General features: G+C 68.6%; 18 protein-coding genes. 7 read left to right on the top strand and 11 right to left on the bottom strand.

All coding sequences use genetic code 11. From position 1 onward, the window contains the following. The first annotated feature begins 190 nt into the window (after positions 1-190). Entirely contained in the window at positions 191-1300 is a 1110-nt protein-coding gene (locus BBX35_RS19715) for a polysaccharide deacetylase family protein (protein ID WP_083206455.1), read from the top strand. Further along, complete coding sequence (locus tag BBX35_RS19710) at positions 1297-2442, top strand: glycosyltransferase family 4 protein (protein ID WP_067223738.1); 1146 nt, start codon at positions 1297-1299, stop codon at positions 2440-2442. Before BBX35_RS19715 ends, BBX35_RS19710 begins: the two co-directional genes overlap by 4 nt. On the opposite strand, the gene BBX35_RS19705 is transcribed toward BBX35_RS19710, so the two are convergent. Next, on the bottom strand, positions 2409-3698 hold the full coding sequence (locus BBX35_RS19705) for a UDP-phosphate alpha N-acetylglucosaminyltransferase (protein ID WP_067223736.1): 1290 nt from the start codon (positions 3696-3698) through the stop codon (positions 2409-2411). The genes BBX35_RS19710 and BBX35_RS19705 overlap by 34 nt on opposite strands. Further along, the gene (locus tag BBX35_RS19700) at positions 3679-5691 is read right to left on the bottom strand and encodes a GumC family protein (RefSeq protein ID WP_067224058.1); all 2013 of its coding nucleotides are present in this window, start codon (positions 5689-5691) and stop codon (positions 3679-3681) included. Before BBX35_RS19700 ends, BBX35_RS19705 begins: the two co-directional genes overlap by 20 nt. A gap of 271 nt (positions 5692-5962) precedes the next feature. Between BBX35_RS19700 and BBX35_RS19695 the strand changes: the two genes are divergently transcribed. Further along, on the top strand, positions 5963-6718 hold the full coding sequence (locus tag BBX35_RS19695) for a WecB/TagA/CpsF family glycosyltransferase (protein WP_083206479.1): 756 nt from the start codon (positions 5963-5965) through the stop codon (positions 6716-6718). 4 nt (positions 6719-6722) lie between these two features. Here BBX35_RS19695 and BBX35_RS19690 read toward each other — a convergent pair whose 3' ends face one another. Together BBX35_RS19690 and BBX35_RS19685 are read right to left on the bottom strand one after the other, a co-directional pair. Continuing rightward, positions 6723-7469 carry a cobalt-precorrin-6A reductase gene (locus tag BBX35_RS19690; RefSeq protein ID WP_067223731.1) on the bottom strand — a complete coding sequence of 249 codons (747 nt, stop codon included), beginning with the start codon at positions 7467-7469 and terminating at the stop codon, positions 6723-6725. Further along, the gene (locus BBX35_RS19685) at positions 7466-8572 is read right to left on the bottom strand and encodes a cobalt-precorrin-5B (C(1))-methyltransferase (RefSeq protein WP_067223729.1); all 1107 of its coding nucleotides are present in this window, start codon (positions 8570-8572) and stop codon (positions 7466-7468) included. The genes BBX35_RS19690 and BBX35_RS19685 overlap by 4 nt, the downstream gene beginning before the upstream one ends. 102 nt (positions 8573-8674) lie before the next feature. Between BBX35_RS19685 and cobA the strand changes: the two genes are divergently transcribed. Beyond that, a complete protein-coding gene (gene cobA / locus BBX35_RS19680) occupies positions 8675-9613 on the top strand; it encodes a uroporphyrinogen-III C-methyltransferase (RefSeq protein ID WP_083206453.1) in 939 nt (312 codons plus the stop codon). A 1-nt stretch (position 9614) separates the two neighbouring features. Then, positions 9615-10928: a cobyrinic acid a,c-diamide synthase CobB gene (locus BBX35_RS19675; RefSeq protein WP_067223726.1), complete on the top strand. Its 1314-nt coding sequence runs from the start codon at positions 9615-9617 to the stop codon at positions 10926-10928. 22 nt (positions 10929-10950) lie between these two features. Here the strand turns inward: BBX35_RS19675 and BBX35_RS19670 are convergent, their stop codons facing one another. From BBX35_RS19670 to BBX35_RS19640, 7 genes are all read right to left on the bottom strand, one after another. Then, positions 10951-11577, bottom strand: coding sequence for a class I SAM-dependent DNA methyltransferase (locus BBX35_RS19670; protein ID WP_067223723.1), 627 nt, complete (start codon positions 11575-11577; stop codon positions 10951-10953). Positions 11578-11661: 84 nt separating this feature from the next. Next, positions 11662-12447, bottom strand: coding sequence for a precorrin-4 C(11)-methyltransferase (cobM, locus tag BBX35_RS19665; RefSeq protein ID WP_067223720.1), 786 nt, complete (start codon positions 12445-12447; stop codon positions 11662-11664). Continuing rightward, complete coding sequence (cobJ, locus tag BBX35_RS19660) at positions 12444-14264, bottom strand: precorrin-3B C(17)-methyltransferase (RefSeq protein ID WP_067223719.1); 1821 nt, start codon at positions 14262-14264, stop codon at positions 12444-12446. Before cobJ ends, cobM begins: the two co-directional genes overlap by 4 nt. Then, entirely contained in the window at positions 14234-14962 is a 729-nt protein-coding gene (gene cobI, locus BBX35_RS19655; RefSeq protein ID WP_067223716.1) for a precorrin-2 C(20)-methyltransferase, read from the bottom strand. The genes cobJ and cobI overlap by 31 nt, the downstream gene beginning before the upstream one ends. Then, on the bottom strand, positions 14959-16185 hold the full coding sequence (locus tag BBX35_RS19650; RefSeq protein WP_067223714.1) for a bifunctional cobalt-precorrin-7 (C(5))-methyltransferase/cobalt-precorrin-6B (C(15))-methyltransferase: 1227 nt from the start codon (positions 16183-16185) through the stop codon (positions 14959-14961). Before BBX35_RS19650 ends, cobI begins: the two co-directional genes overlap by 4 nt. Next, positions 16182-16835, bottom strand: coding sequence for a precorrin-8X methylmutase (locus tag BBX35_RS19645; RefSeq protein WP_208979885.1), 654 nt, complete (start codon positions 16833-16835; stop codon positions 16182-16184). Before BBX35_RS19645 ends, BBX35_RS19650 begins: the two co-directional genes overlap by 4 nt. Before the next feature lie 10 nt (positions 16836-16845). Beyond that, on the bottom strand, positions 16846-18033 hold the full coding sequence (locus BBX35_RS19640) for a sirohydrochlorin chelatase (protein ID WP_244271671.1): 1188 nt from the start codon (positions 18031-18033) through the stop codon (positions 16846-16848). Positions 18034-18482: 449 nt separating this feature from the next. Here BBX35_RS19640 and BBX35_RS19635 point away from each other — a divergent pair, with 449 nt between their 5' ends. Continuing rightward, entirely contained in the window at positions 18483-19007 is a 525-nt protein-coding gene (locus BBX35_RS19635; RefSeq protein ID WP_067223710.1) for a cupin domain-containing protein, read from the top strand. An 89-nt stretch (positions 19008-19096) separates the two neighbouring features. Continuing rightward, on the top strand, positions 19097-19621 hold the full coding sequence (locus BBX35_RS19630) for a glycine cleavage system transcriptional repressor (RefSeq protein ID WP_208979884.1): 525 nt from the start codon (positions 19097-19099) through the stop codon (positions 19619-19621). Positions 19622-19640 lie beyond the last annotated feature (19 nt).

Raw genomic sequence — 19640 nt, 5'->3', positions numbered from 1 at the left:
GGCGTTAACCGGAGCTTGCCGCAACACTAGAGGCGCCCGTCGGCGCCCGCCTTCAATTTTGCTTTACCATGGCAATCGAAACGCGAACGATCCGCGCGGGTCCGCAACCTGCCGTTCATGGTCTGCGGCTAGCCTTTAGGCAGACGGGACACGAAAGAGAAGACTTCCTGCACGACAGGATGGCCACAACATGACGGCAAGAACCCACAGCCTGCTGCAAGCCGTACCGAGCGTTACGCCGTACCTGACGACCGGGGAACGGACGCGCCGGCGGATCAAGACGTTCGGGCTGCGGATGCTGGCGAAAAGCCGCCTCACCCGGCTGATCGGGTATCGCTATGGCGGATCCGGCGTCATCCTGATGTTCCACCATTTCACCCGAAACACCCGCGCACATCTCGACCAGGGATGCCTGATCGGCGACTTCGACCGCATTCTCGCCGGGCTGCGCGACCGTGGCCGGGAAGTGGTGACGCTCGACGAAGCGACCCGGCGCATCGCCGAGAACGATCCCCGCCCCTTCGCGGTCCTCACCTTCGACGACGGTTACCGCTCCAATATCAATCTCGCCCTGCCGGTGCTGGAGAAATATGCCGCGCCGGCGACGATCTACGTGCCGACGGAGATGATGACCCGCACCATCAATGCCTGGTGGCTGGGCCTGACCGAACTGTTCCGGTCGCGCGAGCGGATCGAGATCGAACCGATGGAGCAGCGGTTCACCTGCCCGGACACAAACAGCAAGATCGCCGGGCTGCGGCGTGCCGTCGCCTGGGTCTGGGAAGACTTCCACCGGGCCGAGATGCTGGGCCCGACATTCCGAAACCACGGGATCTGCGTCGCCGACATCGTCGCCCGCCACGTGCTGGACGATGACGGGGTGAAAGCCGCGGACCGCCATCCCCTGATCGAGATCGGCGCCCATACCACGACACACCGCGCTCTTGCCCTGCTGAGCGAGGACGAGTTGCGGGCCGACATCGCCGACAACAAGGCCTATCTGGAGGCGCTGCTCGGCCGCGAGGTGCCGCATTTCGCCTATCCCTACGGCCCGCCGTCGCTCTCCGGCGAGCGCGAACCGAGGGTGGTGCGCGAGGTCGGCTTCCGCACCGCGGTGACGACGACGCCCGGCTGCCTGTTCCCGGCCCATGCCGATCACATGTTCACCCTGCCCCGGCAGAATGCCGAATTTACCGCGGATTCCGCCTCCTACACCGAATGCGGCATCGACGGGCTGTTCCGGGCGCTTGCCACGCGCGGCGGCAATCCGCTGGCCGGCGTGACGGCTCCTGCCGCATGACACGGCAGGACAGCGACCTGCATCTGGTGCATGTGGTGCGCCAGTACCGGCCAAGCATCGGCGGCCTGGAGGATTTCGTCGCGAGCCTCGCCGCCCGCCAGAAGGACCGGTTCGCCAGCGTCAGGATCGTCACCTGCGACCGCGTGTTTCGCGGGGGAACCGGCGAGACGCTGCCGGCGCGCGAGAGCATCGACGGCATCGAGGTGATCCGCCTGCCCTGGCACGGCTCGACGCGCTATCCGGTGACGCCCGGCATCTTCAAGGCGATTGCCGGCGCAGGGCTGGTGCATGTCCATGCCATCGACTTCTTCTTCGACGCGCTCGCCCTTGCCTCGCCGTTCCACCGCAGGCCGCTGGTCGCCACCACCCATGGCGGCTTCTTCCACTCCGGCACGGCCGGCGGGCTGAAGACCGTCTGGTTCAACACGCTGACGCGGCTGTCGGCGACCGCCTATCGCGGCATCGCCTGCTGCAGCCAGAGCGACTACGAGCGCTTCGCCGCCATCGCGCCCAGCAAGGTGCGCTTGATCGAGAACGGCGTCGACCTCTCCAAGCTCGGCGATGCGGGCGCCAAGGCCCCGGTGAAAGGCATCGTCAGCATCGGCCGGCTGTCGCAGAACAAGCGGATCGACCGGGTGCTCGACGCCTTCGCGGTCCTTGCCCGGCGCGATCCCGAGTGGACGCTCGACATCGTCGGTGCGCCGTTCGACTGGAGCTCCAAGGACGTCGAGGCGATGATCGCCGAACGCGGGCTCGCCGGACGGGCCCGGCTGCATGTCGGGTTGAACGATACGGCCATGCGGGACATCGCCGGCCACGCGAGCCTCTTTGCCAGCGCCTCCGTCTATGAGGGCTTCGGCATCGCCCTGATCGAGGCAATGAGCGCGGGCCTGGTGCCGGTGGTCGAACCCAATGCCGCCTTCACCGCCTTCGCGCAGCGCCATCCCGGGATCGCGCTGACGGACTTTTCCGATGCCGAGCAGGCAGCTGGCGCCCTTGCGGCGGCGCATGCCAGGCTCAGCGAAAACCCGCAAGGCCTGCGCGAGGAGGTCATGGCGGTGGCGCAGACCTATTCCTGGGAAAGCACGGCCGAGCGGTACGCGACGTTCTACCGCGAGGCGCTGGGGTCTTCGCCGCGCTGACGGCCGGCAGCAAAGCCGCGCCATACGTCGACGGCGCCGGCGCAGAACCACAGCAGGCCGGCGGTCTTGATCGAATAGAACGAGGCCGAGACCACCATCAGCAGGCAGATATAGGTCACCAAGGGCGCGCGGAAGCGCCAGGCATCGGGCGAGCGCACCGGCGCGAAGATGTAAAGCGCCCACAAGCCGGCAATGCCGATCAGGCCAAGCTGGTGGAGCGAATAGGCGTAGCCGTTGTCCTCCAGAAAGCCGCCATAGCTCGAGATCCCGAACACGCCCTGCGTGTCGAGCTTGAGCAGCAGCCAGGACGCATGCAGCCAGCGTCCCGCCAGATCGTCCTCCCAGCGCAGCGCATCGGTCGACATGCCGTAGACGGCCATCGCCAGCGTGATGAAAGCAGGGATGAGGAGCCAGATCAGCCGCGGCACGACGCGGTAGACGACCATCACCGCGATCATGGCGAAACAGACCATCATGCCGAAGCGCGCATCACCCAGGACGATGACGATACAGGCCGCGGCGAACAGCAGGCCGCGATAGGCCATGTCCTTGCGAAAGGCCGCCCACAGGACCAGGAAGGCGCCGTAATTGCCCATCGCCACCGGCTCGAGGAAAACCGACGACACGCGGTGGGTGCCGAGGAACGGCAGCAGGTTGCGGCCCTGCATGCGGGTGCCGCTGATGAAGAGCGAGGAATCCTCGATGAGGTTGTCGCCAACCTCCAGCGTGCCGCGGGAGATGTAGTATTTCAGCACGTTGACATTGGCGACGAAGAGATCGAGCAGGAAATACTCGAAGAAGCCGATGGCCACGACGATGCCGGCCGAAAGCAGCACGACGCGATCGACGCTTTCGATATCGCGGACCCGCCGGCCGAGGAAATAGAACGCGATGGGGATCAGGCCGTCGCGTATCGCCTTCAGATCGAGCTCCGGCCGCACCGCGAGGATCAGGGCGACATAGGCGAGATAGACCGCCAGCAACGCGTAGAGCCCGGCGCGCCGGTCGGCGGCCAGGATCATGGCGCCGGCGATCAGCACCAGCTCCGCCAGCATGACGATGTTCTGCGACACCCCCATCACGCGGGTGTTCAGGAAGGCCAGCACGAAGTTGAAGACGATAGCCCCGATGACCAGCAGGCCGGCGGCCCGGATCCACAGATCATAGGTGTCCGGCCGTTGGACGGCCGTCGGACGCGCGGCGGGAAGCCTGCTCCAGGCGGGGCCGCCCGTGGTTTCAGGCCGCCAGCGCGACATTGCCGATCATCCGCTCTTCCCACGGCTTCAGCAGGGCGAGCGTGCGGTCGAGATCGGAGCGGGCGGTGTCGCCGACCCGGGTGACCAGCAGGATCGCGTCGCTGTAGTCGAGAAGCATCGGGAGGTGAGGATTGGAAAGGGCCGTCCCGCCGTCGATGATCAGGAACTCGTCGCCCATCGTGTCGAACGCGTTCACACCGGACTGGCTGCCACGCCCATCGAGCCGCTCGACGGTGAAGGGACCGGCGGGCGCCGGTGCAGGTGCGGCCGCTTCCGCCTGGCGGCGGCGGGCGGACAGGCGCGAGCGACCACCGGCCTGCGCGACCTCCGTCCCTTGCGACGGAGCGGCCAGGCGCTCCGCGCCATTGCCCGGCCGGGCGAGCAGCACGTCCTCGCCCATGTCGTAGAGGCTTTCCGCAATCGCGCGCGACAGCGGCGCGATGTCGGTGCCAGTGCCGGTCGCCAGCACCAGCACATGCGCAGGGCGCTCGTTCTCGAAGGCATGGCGCAGCGCGAAGGCGATCCGGGTGACAGCGAGCTGGCGTTCCGCCGCGCCGTCATCGCCGCGCTTGCGCAGGCCACGGCGGGCAACAGGCACCGTCAGGCTGGCGATGAGCGGCACGCCGGTGATGTCGACCAGCTCGCGCTCGGAGCCGAGCTTGCCGTTGAGGATCTCCCAGCCGACGGCGCAGCCCGCCGCCATGATGGTGCCGAAGACGCCGGCGGCCAGCAGGACGATGAGGCCGGACGGTCCCATCGAGCGAAGCGGCGCCACCGCCGGCGAGATGACGCGGGAATTGCTGGTGTCGATGCTGCTCTGCTCGTCCAGCTCCTTCGCCCGGCTGAGGAAGGCGCGATAGACGGTGGCGAGCGAGTCCGCCTCGCTCTCGAGCTGGCGCAGCTGGATCTCGGCCCTGCTCTGGTCGACGCTGGTGGAGGTCACACCCTGAAGCTGGGTTTCCAGTGCAGCCACATTGGCTTCCGCGCGCTGCAGGTCGGCATTGGCAGAGCGGCGAACCCGGCTGAGCTCGTCGTCGATCATCTCGCGCGTGTTGGTCAGCTGCGAGCGCAACTCGCGCAGCTGCGGGTGGTTCGCCCCGAGCGTCGTTGCCGCCTGCGCCTCGCGCTCGGCGATACGGGCATACTGGACACGCAGGGAGCCGAGCGTCGAGGTCTGCAGGCGCACCGGCAGGGCGCCGCCCTCGATGGCATCGGCGGTGAGGCCGGCAAGAAGGTCGGCATTGGCGCGCGCGCCCTCCAGCTCCACCCGCGCCTGGGTGAGCTGCGAGTTCAGCTCCTGCAGCCGCTGCCCCACGACAAGCCCGCGCTCGCTGGTACGGATCAGGCCGTTCTCGGCGCGGAAGGCCTCGACCTTCGCCTCGGCATCCTCGACGCGCTTGCGCAAGCCGTCCGCCTGGGCCTGCAGTTCGACCGAGGCGCGCAAGGTGGACTCGGTGCGCCGGGTGCGCTGTTCGTCGAGATAGATGCGGGCCGCCTCGTTGGCGATCTCGGCCGCGCGGAAACGGTCCGGGTGCTGCATGAAGATGTTGAAGACGAAGGAATTCTCGATCCGCATCACCTGCAGGCGCTCGCGCAGCGAGCTGATCGTCGCCGCACGCCGGTCCTCCACCGAGGGCTCCTTGCCGCCGCCGAGAAGCGTCGACAGGAGGCCGCCGGACTTCGGCCCGATGGCCGGGTCGTTTTCGAGATCGAGCTTGTCGATCACCTCGTTGAGGACGCCGTTCGACAGGATGACGTAGGTCTCGCTGTCGATGGCCAGGCGCTGGACACTGTCGCCGCCCTGGCGCGACACGATCTCGTTGCCGACGATCTGCAGCGCCTGCGGCTCGATCAGCAATTCGACCACCGCCCGGTAGTTCGGGGTGCGCATGGTCAGATAGACAAGGGCAAGCGTGACGAAGAGCAATGGCAGGATGATCAGCCAGATCATGCGCTTCTTCAGAATGCCTGGGATCTGGTAGATGTCGATCATGCTCGGGAAGCCATCGCTGTTCACACGCGCCGGGGACCCGGCCTACCGCAACGCCAAACGGCGCGCATACTCGCCACTTTCGGCTCTCATGGTTAACATTTTCCCAAGGAGGCCGATGCAAACGGCGATACAAGGCGCAGGATTAACGGGCTGTTCATGCTCGGCCGAATCCTGCGGAGTATCTTCAGACTGCTGTTGATCGGCACACCCCATACCTGTGACAGTGCCGGGCGAAGGCAATGGACGGAAGCGGATGACGCGCGAGAGTGCCATGACAAACCAGGAGAGCGTGCAGATCGGCCCGGTGGCCATCGCACGCCTCGGCCGCGAGGCCGCCATCCATCGCCTGCTCGCCGTTCCCGGCTCCGGCAGCCGCCTTGCCGTTGCCTTCGCCAATGCGCATGGCCTGCTGCTGGCGATGGACGATCCGGCCTTCGCCAAAACGCTCTCCCGCTTCCTCGTGCTCAATGACGGGATCGGCGCGGAAATCGGCGCAAGGGTCCTGTCCGGTACGGGTTTCGAGGACAATCTCAACGGCACCGACTTCGTGCCGGCCCTGCTGGAGGCTGCGCCTCACGGCACGCGCGTCTTCCTGTTCGGCGCCCGGCCGGAGGTGGTGGAGAAGGCCGCCAGCATCTTCGCCGCCCGGCACCCCGCGGTCTGCATTTGCGGCTGGCGCAGCGGGTATTTCGGCGAGGACGAGATCCCGCAGATCGTTGCCGACATCAACGCCGCCCGCCCGGACATCCTGCTGGTGGCCATGGGCAATCCGCGGCAGGAGTTCCTCATCGAGCGGCTCTGGGCCGATCTGACCGTACCGCTGGCGCTCGGCGTCGGCGCGCTGTTCGACTTCACGGCCGGCGAGGTGACCCGCGCGCCCTCGGTCCTGCGGCACAACGGGCTGGAATGGGTCTATCGCCTGTGGCAGGAGCCCAGACGCCTCGGCCAGCGCTACACGACGGGCATCATCCGCTATCTGTGGAAGATCCTGTGCCTCAAGCTGTCGGGAAAGTCCGCCCGCGCCTGAGCCTTCAGCACCGTGCGTCGAGCCAGGCGAGCGCGGAGGCGACATCCGGAGCCGTCTCGCCGCCGGTAACAGCCGGCCGGCGCACCACCACCACCGGCAGGCCGAGACGACGAGCGGCAAGCAGCTTCGCCTCGCCGAAGGGACCGCCGCTGTTCTTCGTCACAACATGGGTTGCGCCGTGCTCCTGAAGCAAGGCGACTTCCGCCTCCACATCCCTGGAAGGACGGGCCAGCACCAACCGCCCCGGAGGTAGCCGGGTTCCAGCCTCCGGCGGATCGATCATCCGCATCAAACAGTCGAGATCGCGGCGCTCGGCGAAGCGCGAGATTTCCTTGCGGCCGACCGCGAGGAAGGGCCTTGCGCGCAACGGCAGAATTGCGGCCGCCTCGTCCAGATCGGCCACGTCCTGCCAGTCGTCGCCCGGCCCGGCCTGCCAGGCCGGGCGCTCCAACCGCAACAGGGGAATGCCGGCGATACGCGCGGCTGCAACGGCATTGGCCGAGATACGCGCGGCGAAAGGATGGGTGGCATCGATCACCGCGGCGATGCCCGCGCCCTGCAGCCACGCGCCCAGCCCCTCCGCCCCGCCGAAGCCGCCGATGCGAACAGGAACGGGGTAGGCCTCGGGCCGTTCGACAATGCCGGCCAGCGACGCGGTGACCGCAAAACGCGGATCGTCGGCAAGCCGGCCGGCAAGGGCCCGCGCCTCGCCGGTGCCGGCCAACAGAAGGACGGGGATCGGCACGCTCATGCGGCGCCTTCCGCATCGAACGGACGGTGCGCAACGACGGCCCCGGCCCGGTCCACCACCAGCACCTCGACATCGACCGGCGCATCGCGCAGCACGGCCCGCGCTGCAGCCTGGGCGCCGCGCGCGACCTCGGCGGCAACATCGATGCCGGCAGCCGCAGCGCGGTCGAGCACCTCCTTGGCGGTGTTAGCCTCCTGCGACGCCGCAACGATCTCCGCCGAGGCGCCGGCCCGCTCCAGCAGCAAGGCGAGCGCGGCGAAATCCACCTGGCTGCGCGCCGAATGCAGGTCCAGCGCGCCCTGCGCCAGCTTGACGAACTTGGCAAAGCCCCCGGCCAGCGTCAGCCGCGGCACGGGATGGGCCCGCAGATACTTCAGCAGGCCGCCGGCGAAATCGCCCATGTCGAGATAGGCCATCTCGGGAAGATCATAGCGGGCCTTCACCGCGTCCTCCGAGGTCGAGCCGGTGGCGCCGACCACATGCGGCAGGCCGGCTGCACGCGCCACATCGACCCCGCGATGGATCGAGGCGATCCACGCGGCGCAGGAGAACGGGCGCACGATGCCCGTGGTACCGAGGACCGAAAGGCCGCCGAGAATGCCGAGACGCGGGTTCATGGTGCGCTGCGCCAGCGCCTCGCCGCCAGGGATCGAGATCTCCACCTCGACATCGCCGGTCGCACCGAACAGGGCTGCCACCTCGGCAATGACGCCGCGGATCATGTCGCGCGGCACCGGATTGATTGCCGGCTCACCCGGCGGGATCGGCAGGCCGGCGCGCGTCACCGTGCCGACCCCCTCGCCGGCACGGAACAGGACACCGGACCCGGCCGGCGCAATGCGCACGCTGGCGATCACCGTCGCGCCGTGGGTCACGTCGGGATCGTCGCCCGCATCCTTGACGATGCCGGCACGGGCAAAGCCCTGCCCCAGTTCCTCCAGCGCAAGGGCGAAGGCAGGCCGCTCGCCCTTCGGCAGGGTCACCTCGACGGGATCGGGAAACGTGCCTGTCAGCAAGGCTTGATAGGCGGCCTTGGTTGCGGCGGTCGCGCAGGTGCCGGTGGTCCAGCCCCGGCGCAATGCGGTTGTTTCCTTGCGGTTCATGCGCCGGACTATAGGGGCGCGCATGGCAAGGTCGCAATTGCTATGGAAGCCGACGTCAACCGACCTTGGCGCGGCGGGCGGAGCGGCGTAAAAACGATCAGGATGTCAAATGAGAAGCACCAAGATCAGCCCGCCCCGACCGTGGCGCCCAATTCCTGCCCGCCGCTCGGTGACGTGCTCGACGGGCTGGCCCGGCGCGGCTTTCCGCTGCCGGACTTCCTGCCCGGCTGGGTATGGCTGGCCGGCGCAGGACCGGGCGACCCCGGCCTGTTGACGCTGCATGTCCTCAACGGGCTCACCCAGGCAGACGTCATCGTGCACGACGCGCTGGTCGATGCCTCGATCCTCGGCCTCGCCCGGCCGGACGCGATCATCGACTATGCCGGCAAGCGCGGCGGCAAGCCGAGCCCCAAGCAGCGCGACATTTCGCTGAAGCTCGTCGACTACGCACGAGCCGGAAAACGGGTGCTGCGCCTGAAGGGCGGCGATCCGTTCGTCTTCGGACGCGGCGGCGAGGAAGCCCTGACGCTGGTCTCGCACGGCGTGCCGTTCCGCATCATTCCCGGCGTCACCGCCGGCATCGGCGGCCTCGCCTATGCGGGCATTCCGGCGACCCATCGCGACACCAACCAGGCCGTCACCTTCCTGACCGGCCACGACCAGACCGGCCTGACGCCCTCGGCCATCGACTGGGACGCGGTGGCGCGCGGGTCTCCGGTGATCGTCATGTACATGGCGATGAAGCATCTCGACCTGATCGTCTCAAAGTTGCTGGCCGGCGGACGCCGGCGCGAGGAACCCGTCGCCATCGTCTGCAATGCCTCGCTGCCCGACCAGAAGGTGCTGGAGACGATGCTGGCCAGCGCCTCCACCGATGCGGAAGCCGCCGGGCTGGAACCTCCGGCCATCGTCGTCGTGGGCGAAGTGGTGCGGCTGCGTGCCGGGCTCGACTGGCTCGGCGCGTTGGCAGGACGGGAGCTCGACCCCGACCCGCTGGACCTGCGCGAGACGACCACCGCGCGGCCGGCGAGCGGCGGCTGACATGAACACCAGATCCGGGCCAGCCAGTGGCCTCGTCATTGCCGCACCTGCTTCCGGCAGCGGCAAGACCACGCTCACGCTCGCCCTGCTCAAAGCCTATCGCAAGACCGGGATCCGGGTCGCCAGCGCCAAGACCGGGCCCGACTATATCGACCCCGCCTTCCATGCGGCCGCCAGCGGCCGGCCTTGCGTCAATCTCGACCCCTTCGCCATGCGCGGCGTGCTCATCGACAGGCTGGCCTCGGCCCAGGCGGAGACTGCCGACCTGTTGCTGGTCGAAGGCGTCATGGGCCTTTTCGACGGCGCCGCCGACGGCAGCGGCTCGACCGCCGATCTTGCCGCACGTCTAAGCCTGCCGGTCGTTCTGGTGGTGGATGCGGGAAAGCAGTCGCAGTCGGTCGCCGCGCTGGTGCGGGGCTTTCGCGATCACCGCGCGGATGTGACCGTCGCAGGCGTGATCCTCAACCGGGTCGGCAGCCCCCGCCACGAGGAGATGCTGCGTGCAGCGCTTGCCGGCATCGCCATGCCGGTCCTCGGCGCGGTGCCGCGCGATGCCGGGCTCGATCTGCCCGAGCGCCATCTCGGTCTGGTGCAGGCGGGAGAACACGGCGATCTCGCAGGGTTCCTGGAGCATGCGGCCGCGCGCGTCGCCGAGAGCTGCGATCTGGATGCGCTCCGCGCACTGGCATCTCCGCTGGCGCGCAGTGGATCGACCGCGGCCGCGACGCTGCAGCCGCCCGGCCAGCATGTCGCGATTGCCCGCGATACCGCCTTCGCCTTTGCCTATCCGCATCTGCTGTCGGGCTGGCAGGCGCAGGGCGCCGAGCTGTCGTTCTTCTCGCCTCTCGCCAATGAGGCTCCCGACGCCCGGTGCGATGCTGTCTATCTGCCCGGCGGCTACCCGGAGCTGCATGCGGAACGAATCGCGGCGGCCGGCCGGTTCCGGCAGGGCATGCAGGCAGCAGAGGCGCGCGGCGCGCTGATCTACGGCGAATGCGGCGGCTACATGGTGCTCGGCGAGCATCTGACGGACGCCGAGGGGGCGCGGCACGCGATGCTCGGACTGCTGCCTTTGGAAACGAGCTTTGCGACCCGCAAGCGGCATCTCGGCTACCGGCGGCTCAAGGCCCTTCCCGGTGCGCCGTGGCAGGGCGAGCTGACGGGCCACGAATTCCACTACGCGACCATCCTGCGCGAGGGGCAGGCGGAGCGGCTGTTCCAGGCGGAAGACGCGCTTGGAGCGCCGGTCGGCGAGGTCGGACTGCGCGTCGGCCGCGTGTCGGGCTCGTTCATTCACCTGATCGACCGGGTGTGACCCCGGCCGACCAGGCGAAAAGTCAGGCGGCCTCGAGCAGGCAGAGCTTGCAGCGATAGCCTTCCTTTTCGTGATAGGCCGAATCGCGGATGGCACGGATGCGGGCGATGCCCCGGTCCTCCATCGTCTTGAGATGCGCCGGATAGCCGTCGCTCTCCCAGACCTTCTCGTGCACGGTGACGACGAGCGGCGCGCCGGGACGCGCGACACGCGCGAGTTCATCGATGGCCTGCGGCCCGACATGACCGCTGGTGAAGACGCCGACGCTCACCACTCCGTCATAGGCATTGTCGGGCAGATCCAGCGGGCGGGTCAGATCCGCCTCCGCGAGCTGCCGGTAGACGCCCTTCTCCGAGGCCTGCTCCAGCATGCCGGGACTGAGATCGACGCCGTCGATATCCGCTTTCGTACGCCGGCTCAGTTCCAGGCCGACAAGGCCGGTACCGCACCCGGCATCGAGCACGGCGCCAGCCCTCTCGCCGATCTCGCGCGCCAGCGCTTCGGCGGCAAGCGCCGGGGCGACATAGCCCATGCCGCCGACCGTGTCCGCGTCGTAGCTGCCGGCCCAATCGGCATAGAGATCGCGGATACGCTCCCTGTCGCCATCCAGGGCATAGGCACGTTGCAAGAGCGGGTTGTCCGTCTCCATGGCGGGTCTCTCCTTTGGCTATTGGGATGGCCCAAGCCTAAGGAGAGGCGCCGCGAGATGCAAATGACGGTCCGGCGCGCTGCTTCAGGCCCCGGTTTTGGCCGTTTTCTTCTTTTTCGGCCGCAGCACATGGACATGGTCGGCGTGATAAAGCGCGCTGTCGCGGAAATCCGCCTGCGGCTGCAGCGCCCGGCCGACGAAGATCAGCGCCGTGCGGGTGATCTTCGCCTCGCGCACCTTCTCGCGAATGTCGGTGAGCGTGCCGTGGATGAAGCTCTGGTCCGGCCAGCCGACCCGGTAGGCGACCACCACCGGACAGTCGGCACCGTAGAGCGGGACGAGCTGGCGCTCGATCTCGCGCAGGTTCCGGATGGACAGGTGGATCGCCAGCGTCGCGCCGCTCTTGCCGAGCGTTTCCAGGTCCTCGCCCTTCGGCATGTCGGAGGACTTCATCGTCGTACGGGTGAGAATCACCGTCTGCGCGATTTCCGGCACGGTGAGTTCCTGGCCAAGGGCGGCGGCGGCAGCGGCAAAGGCCGGCACGCCGGGCGTCACGTCGAAGGGAATGTCCTTCTCCTTCAACCGGCGGATCTGCTCGGCAATCGCGCCGTAGAGCGAAGGATCGCCGGAATGGACGCGCGCCACATCCTCGCCGCGCGCATGAGCCGCCTCGATCTCCGCCATGATCTCGTCGAGGGTCATCGGCGCGGTGTCGATGACGCGCGCGCCTTCGGGCGCCGCTGCGACAATCGCTTCGGGCACCAGCGAGCCGGCATAGAGACAGACGGGGCAAGCCTCGATCAGCTTCAGCCCGCGGACGGTGATGAGGTCGGGATCGCCGGGCCCGGCGCCGATGAAATGGACGGTCACAGCTTTTCCTCGATGCGCTTGGCGTAGCCGCGGGGGGTGTAGACGAAGGGCCGGCCCGAGCCGGTCATGACGGCGCGCGAGGCGGACGAGCCGACCAGCACGGTGGTCAGCATGTCGACATCGTCGACGCGCAGCTCGCCGAGCGTCGTCACGGTCAGCGTCTCGCCCTCGCGGCCGAGATTGTAGCCGAGCACCACCGGCGTATCGGCAGGCCGGCCGCCAAGCAGGATCTCGCGGGCGGCCGCCAGCTGGGTGCGCCGGCGCTTCGACACGGGATTGTAGAAAGCAACGACGAAATCGCCGGCGGCGGCGGCCCTCAGCCGCTGCTCGATCGCCTCCCACGGGGTCAGGAGATCCGACAGGGAGATGGTGCAGAAATCGTGGCCGAGCACCGCGCCGATGCGCGCGGACGCCGCCTGCAATGCCGAGATGCCGGGAGCGTTGACGACCTCGACGCGCTTTGCCGCATCCGAAACGCCGCCCTCGGCAGTCTCGCGGTGCAGCAGCTCGTAGACCAGCGCGCCCATGGCATAGATGCCGGCATCGCCCGAGGACACCAGCGCCACCGAACGCCCCTCGCCGGCACGTTCCAGCGCGAACCGGACGCGCTCCTCCTCCGCGCCAAGCGGGAAGGCATGACGCTGCTTGCCCTGGATCAGCGGCGCAACGATGTCGAGATAGAGCGAATAGCCGACCGCCTCGTCCGCATCGGCAAGCAGGCGCGAGGCTTCCGGCGTGCGCCAGTCGTCGCGGCCCGGGCCGATGCCGATCACCGAGAGACGGCCGCGCGGGCGGCCGACCTCGGCCGGGTCGACCGGTCCGGGCGCAAGCGCGACGGCGACGGTGGCATTGACGGTCTTGCGCTTTTCGACCAGCAGCGAACCGTCCGCTCCGGTCGCGGCAAGCGCCGCGCCTTCGGACACGCCGTGGCAACCGACCTCGGCGAAGACGACGTCCGAGGGATTGGCGAGACGCGGTGCTTCCTGCTCCAGCCGGGCGGCGGTAAAGACGCGCAGCGGCACGCCGAGCTGGCCGGCGAGCGCGTTGACCGCTGCCTCGTCCGCCTTGAGATCGAGGGTCGCGACAAGCGCCACCGCCCCTTCGGCAAGGCCGGCGCCGGCAAGCGTCTCGCGCACCAGCGCAGAGAGCTCTTCCGCCGGACAGCCGCGCGCGCAGCCGACGCCGACGACCAGGCGGCGCGGGTGATAGACGAGCCGGTCGGCACCGGGCGCGACAGCCTCGACGCTGGCGACGATTTCCATCTCCGCCTTGTCCGCAAGCGGCAGGCGCGAGCGGCTGATCCAGGGGGCATCGCCCTTGAGGCTGACGGGCTCGCCGGCCAGGAGGCGCGCCATGATGCCCTTGGCATCCTGCGGATTGGCGAGCCACCAGCCTTTGGGCGGCGAATCGAGCGCAACGCCCAGCGCGGTGTCGCCCTGCGTCGTCACCGCCGCATGGCCGTCCAGCGCGTCCGCCACCTGGCGGGCGAGCGAGTTGGCGCCGCGATGGCCGCCGAGCAGCGGCACGACGCTCGCTCCGTCCTCGGAAACGGCGAGAACCGGCGGCTCGGACCGCTTGTCCTCGATCACGGCGGCCAGCGCGCGGATCAGGATGCCGGAGGCGCAGACGCCGACGATGGGCGTGCCGGCCTGATAGAGCGCGCGGATATGGTTCAGCGTCTCGGCGAAGGACACGTCGAGGCCGGGCACCCGGTGGGCGAGCCCGTGCAGCGTGGCACCCGGCAGGGCGGCCGCGATGCGGCGCGCGACAGGCTCCGCCGCCGGCGTCAGGACGAGGATTGCGGCGGTAGCATCCACGCTTCGTCTCCCTTGTAGATCAGGATCATCGAGAAATAGGGGGCGGCGGCTTCCGTCACATCGGCAAGAGGCATGGCCTTTTCCGCTGGCAGCGTCGCCCGCTCCACATAGCCTGCATGATCGATGAGGCCCAGCCCCTCGATCAGCCGGCGCAGGCGCGGCAGGTGGCGCCCGACCTTCATGATGGCGATGGCGCCCGCCGCCTCGATCCGCGCGGCGATCTCCTCGTCCGGCAGCGGCCCGGGAATGACCGTCAGCACATCGTTGCGTGCGGTCAGCGGCCGGGCAAGCCGGGCGGCACAGGCGGTGAGCGAGGTCACACCCGGCACGATCTCGCAGGGAAAGCGGCGCGACAGCCGCTCGAACAGATACATGAAGGAGCCGTAGAAGAACGGGTCCCCCTCGCACAGCGTCACAACATCGGTGCCGGAGGCGAGGACTTCGCCGATCTCCTCGGCCGCGCGGGTATAGACGGCCTGCGCCGGAAACCGCTCGACGCGCATCGGCACGACGATCGGAATCTCGCGCGCCGCAGGCGGGATGATCGTCGCGGCGATGGAGCGGGCAAAGCTCTCGCCGTCGTCGGGCGCGGGATAGGCGACGACCTGCGCGCCCGAGATCAGCCGGTGCGCCTTCACCGTCATCAGGTCCGGGTCGCCGGGGCCGAGGCCGACGCCGTAAAGGGTTCCAGCAGTCATGGGACGATCAGGCTCCACTGGGTCACCGGCATGAGCGGACGCCATCCGGTCATGCCGCCGACGGCACCGGCCCGCGACACCGCGATACGCACCAGCTCGCCGCCGTGGCGGGCATGGGCGGCAAGAAGGATCGCCTCGCTTTCCAGCGTCACCGCATTGGCGACGAGCCGGCCGCCGGGCCGCAACGCCGCGAGTGCCGCCTCCAGCGTGCCGGGTGCGGTCAGGCCGCCGCCGAGGAAGATCGCATCGGGTGGCGGCAGGCCCTCAAGACCATCCGGCGCCGCGTCGGGGCGAAGGTCGAGATGCGGCACGCCGAGAGCCGCCGCATTCGCCCGCGCGGTGGCGCGGCGGGTGTCGTCCGGCTCCAGTGCGATGGCGCGGCTGCGAGGCGCCGCGCGCAACCACTCGATGGCAACAGCCCCCGAGCCTGCGCCGATATCCCACAGCAAGGCGCCGGGCATGGGCATCAGGCGGGCGAGCGTCACCGAGCGGACCTCGCGTTTCGTGATCTTGCCGTCATGGCGGAAGGCATCGTCCGGCAGGCCGGGCAGGCGCGGGCGCAGCGGCGTGTCGCGCACCGCGACCGCTTCAACCGCCACGACATTGAGGGCCGCGACCTCGCCGTGCCAGCCTTCGGCGCTTCCCGACAGGATCCGCTCGGCCGGTCCGCCGAGATGCTCCAGCACGGTCAGCCGGCTTGCGCCATAGCCCTCGTCGACCAGCAGGTCGGCGATCTCTTCCGCCGCCCGGGCGCCCGAGGTGAGGCAGAGGACTTTGGCTCCGGGATGAAGAACGGCGCGCAGAAGGTCAACCGGACGGCCATGCAGCGACAGGGTCTCGACATCCTGCAACGGCCAGCCGAGCCGTGCGGCGGAGAGCGACAGGGACGAGGGTGCCGGCAGCACCAGCATTTCCTCCACCGGCACGGAGCGCGCGAGCGTCGAGCCGATGCCGAACCACATGGGATCGCCGCTTGCCAGCACCGCAACGGGTTCGCCGCGCGCGGCGAGCAGCGCTTCCAGCCCCTTGTGGAACGGGCTCGGCCAGGTCTCGACCTCGATTCCGAGCGGGGCGACAAGCTCGCCATGACGGGCCCCGCCAAAGACGCGTTTCGCATCGGAAAGCGCCTGCCGGGCAATCGGGGACAGCCCGTCGACACCCTCCTCGCCGAGGCCGATCACGGTGAGCCAGGGGGCGGGTCGCGCCGTGTCGCCGGGGCTCATGCCGGGTCCTCCTCCGGCACCCCGGCAGCCAACGCATTGATCGCAGCGGCAGCGATGGCGGAGCCGCCGCGACGGCCGCGCAGCACCAGGCAGGGGATATCGAGCGGGCTCTCCAGCAGCGCCTCCTTCGATTCCGCCGCACCGACGAAGCCGACCGGGAAGCCGAGGATCGCGGCCGGGCGCGGAAAGCCCTCGCCGATCCGCTCCAGCAGATGAAACAGCGCGGTCGGGGCATTGCCGACGACCACGACAGCTCCCTCCAGCCGGTCGCGCCACAGATCGACGGCTGCGGCCGAACGGGTGGTGCCGAGGCGCCGGGCAAGACCGGGCACGGGAGGCTCGTTGAGCGTGCAGACGAGATCGTTGCAGGCCGGCAGACGGCTGCGGATCACACCTTCGCAGACCATGCGCACATCGGCGAAGACAGGAGCGCCGGCAGCCAGGGCGCTACCGACCGCCGCCGCGACATCGCCGCGCCAGGCCAGATCCGCCACCACCTCGGGCATGCCGCAGGCATGAACGATGCGGATCGCGGCCGGATGCAGCGCCTCGGGCAGGCCGGAGAGATCCGCCTCCTCGCGCACGATGGAAAAGGAGCGGCGATAGATCTGCGCGGGATCGCGCTCGTAGTCGTAACGGCCGCCGCTCACGCCCCACACCTCATGTGGACCGCTTCTTCATCGACTTCGGCCCCAGCGGATGGTCCGCATGGGGATAGGGCGGATGGTGATGATCGTGCCCATGATCGTGACTGTGGCCATGGTCATGACTGTGACCGTGGTGATGGTGCCCGTGATCATGATCGTGGTCATGAGCATGATGATGGTCGTGGTCGTGGCCGTGATGATGATGGCCGTGCGAATGGCCATGGTCATGATGGTGGTGGTGGCCCGCTGCCTGTTCCTCGCAGGCCCCGGTGCACACATCGTCGCACAGCTTGCACTCGGCGTCGGCGCCGAGGCCCTCGACATGGTGATGGTGGCTTTCCTGCGGCCGCCCGACATCCGCCTCGAAGCCGAGAACCTGCTCGCGGTACTTGCACATCTGGCAGTTCATAAGGTTGGCGCCCTGCAGGATCTCGGTGACCCGGTCCGCCATGGTGTCGATCACCTGCGGATGGTCGTTGAGATAGCCGGCCTTGACGAACTCGATGTCCGGATGGCGCTCCGCCACCTCGTCCGTGTTGTTGTAGATGCGGCTGACGAGGACGCCGGAGAACAGGAAATACGGGAAGACGACGATGCGGCGATAGCCGAGCTTGGCCGCGTGCTCAAGCCCGGGCTCGACCAGCGGGAAGGTGACGCCGGAATAGCACGTCTCGGCCCAGCCGAAGCCGAAGCCTTCCCACAGCATGCGGGTGATCTTGGCGACGTTGGAATTGGCATCGGGATCGGACGCGCCGCGTCCCACGACCATCAGCAGTGTCTCGTGCAGCGGCACGTCGCTGCCGGCCTTTTCCAGCGCTTCGCGAATGCGGTCGCCGGCGGCGCGGATCATCCTGGTGTCGACGGCAAGTTCCCGGCCATAGGTGATCGTCAGGCCTTCGTGCTGCGCCTGGTAGGTGTTCAGCACGGACGGGATGTCGTTCTTGGCGTGTCCGGCGGCAAACAGCATGCCCGGCACGGCGAGAATGCGGGTGCAGCCCTGCTCGCGCAGCCGGTCGAGACCGTCCTTGATCACCGGATTGGCAAACTCGAGATAGCCGTATTCCACAGGCCAACCGGGAAAGCGGGTCTTCAGCCGTTCGGCGAGCTGCGCGAATTCGCGGACCGCTCCGCGGTTGCGGCTGCCATGGCCGCAGATCATCAGGCCCAGCTTTTCGCCCGTCTCAGTCATCACGTCGGCCATCATGCCCCTCCCCGGTCGCAACGGACGGGACGCTCGGCCAAAACGGCGGCGAAGACAAATTCTGGTTTCATCTCAAAAGCTCCCTCTTGGCCACGCGCCCGCGTGAACAGCCGGACAGGTCCGGCGCAACGCCGCCAGGAGGGAATGAAACCGGCCGGATACAGGACAGGGTTCCCGCGAGACCATGTCGTCGCGCCGGACCGAATACCGCTCGGACAGCTCCGGACTGGACCCCCGGGTTGGGTCGGTCGCCACCGGACTCGCTTTCAGTCCCTCCAGGGACGCCGTCATTGGCCGGGCACGCTAGTGGAGCCTCGCGCCCCTCGCAAGGGCCAAATGCGGCAGCTGCTGTCCGCCACGCGGCGGGCAAATCCCACCCTTTCCGGAAACCGCTTCTTCACCGCTTGATGATAAAGCGGGAGAAACGACAAGAAGGGAGACGACCGACCATGACCGACACCGCGTCCGCCAGTGCGCTGGGAGCTGCCATGGCCGCGGCCGACCGCACGCCGGCCGGCCTGACATTGGCGCGACTGGAGGGGCTGGAACTGATGCCGGCGCCGATCAATCCGGACTGGGTGCTGGAGGGCGCCCCGCAGGCGCGAGCCGTGCAGCTGGCGAGCGGACAGGACCGCTATGCCAACATGTCGGTCTGGGACTGCACGGACGGCCGCTTCAACTGGTATTTCGGCTGCGACGAAGCGGTCTATATCCTGGAAGGATCGGTCACGGTCACCGGGCCGGACGGCGAAGTGCGCAAGCTCACGGCCGGCGACACCGCCTATTTCCCTGCCTTCACCTGGTTCGAATGGCAGGTGCACGGCTATGTCCGCAAGGTCGCCTTCTGCCATGACGTCGTGCCGCCGCTGGCGCGCCTGCCGCTGCGGATCTATGCGCGCCTGTCGCGGATCAAGGCACGGCTCTATACGGCTGCTTTCGGCTCTCCCGCAGATCGTCGCCGCCGCGCCTCCTGAGCGCGGCGAGCGGGCGCGGCGCGTGCCGGTTTCCATCGCCCCTGCTATGGTCTAGCCTGCCGGAAAACCTCCGGGAGGCACGCAAGCCCATGTCCATGATTTCGCTGGTTCTGACCGCAATCGCCGACGATCGTCCGGGCCTCGTCGAGCGGCTGTCCGATGTGATCGCCGCCCATGACGGCAACTGGATCGAAAGCTCCATGTCGCGGCTTGCCGGCACCTTTGCCGGCCTGGTGCGGGTCGAGGTACCGCAGGAGCGTGTCGAAGCGCTGGAGGCCGCGCTGTCGCAGCTGTCGGCCAACGGCATCGCCACGACGCTGAAACGCAGCGAGACGAGCCACGAAACCCATGGGCAAGTCGCCCGTATGACGGTGATCTGCCAGGACCATCCGGGCATCGTGCATGCGGTCGCAGCGGTGCTTGCGGCCAAGGGTGTCAGCATCACCGAACTGGAGACGGAGGTCGCCGCCGGCTCGATGAGCGGCGAGCGGATGTTCCGCGCCCAGGTGGACGTCGTTCTGCCTGTGGATCTGTCAGCCGGCGACCTGTCCGCTGCCCTCGAAACCCTGGCAGGCGACCTGATGGCCGATATCGACTTCAGCGACACGGTCTGAGGCGACCGGCAGCTTCGCC

The sequence above is a fragment of the Stappia indica genome (assembly GCF_001696535.1).
GTDB lineage: Bacteria > Pseudomonadota > Alphaproteobacteria > Rhizobiales > Stappiaceae > Stappia > Stappia indica.
The sequence above is the reverse complement of the archived record's forward strand: the minus strand, read 5'-3'. Positions and strand labels throughout refer to the sequence as shown.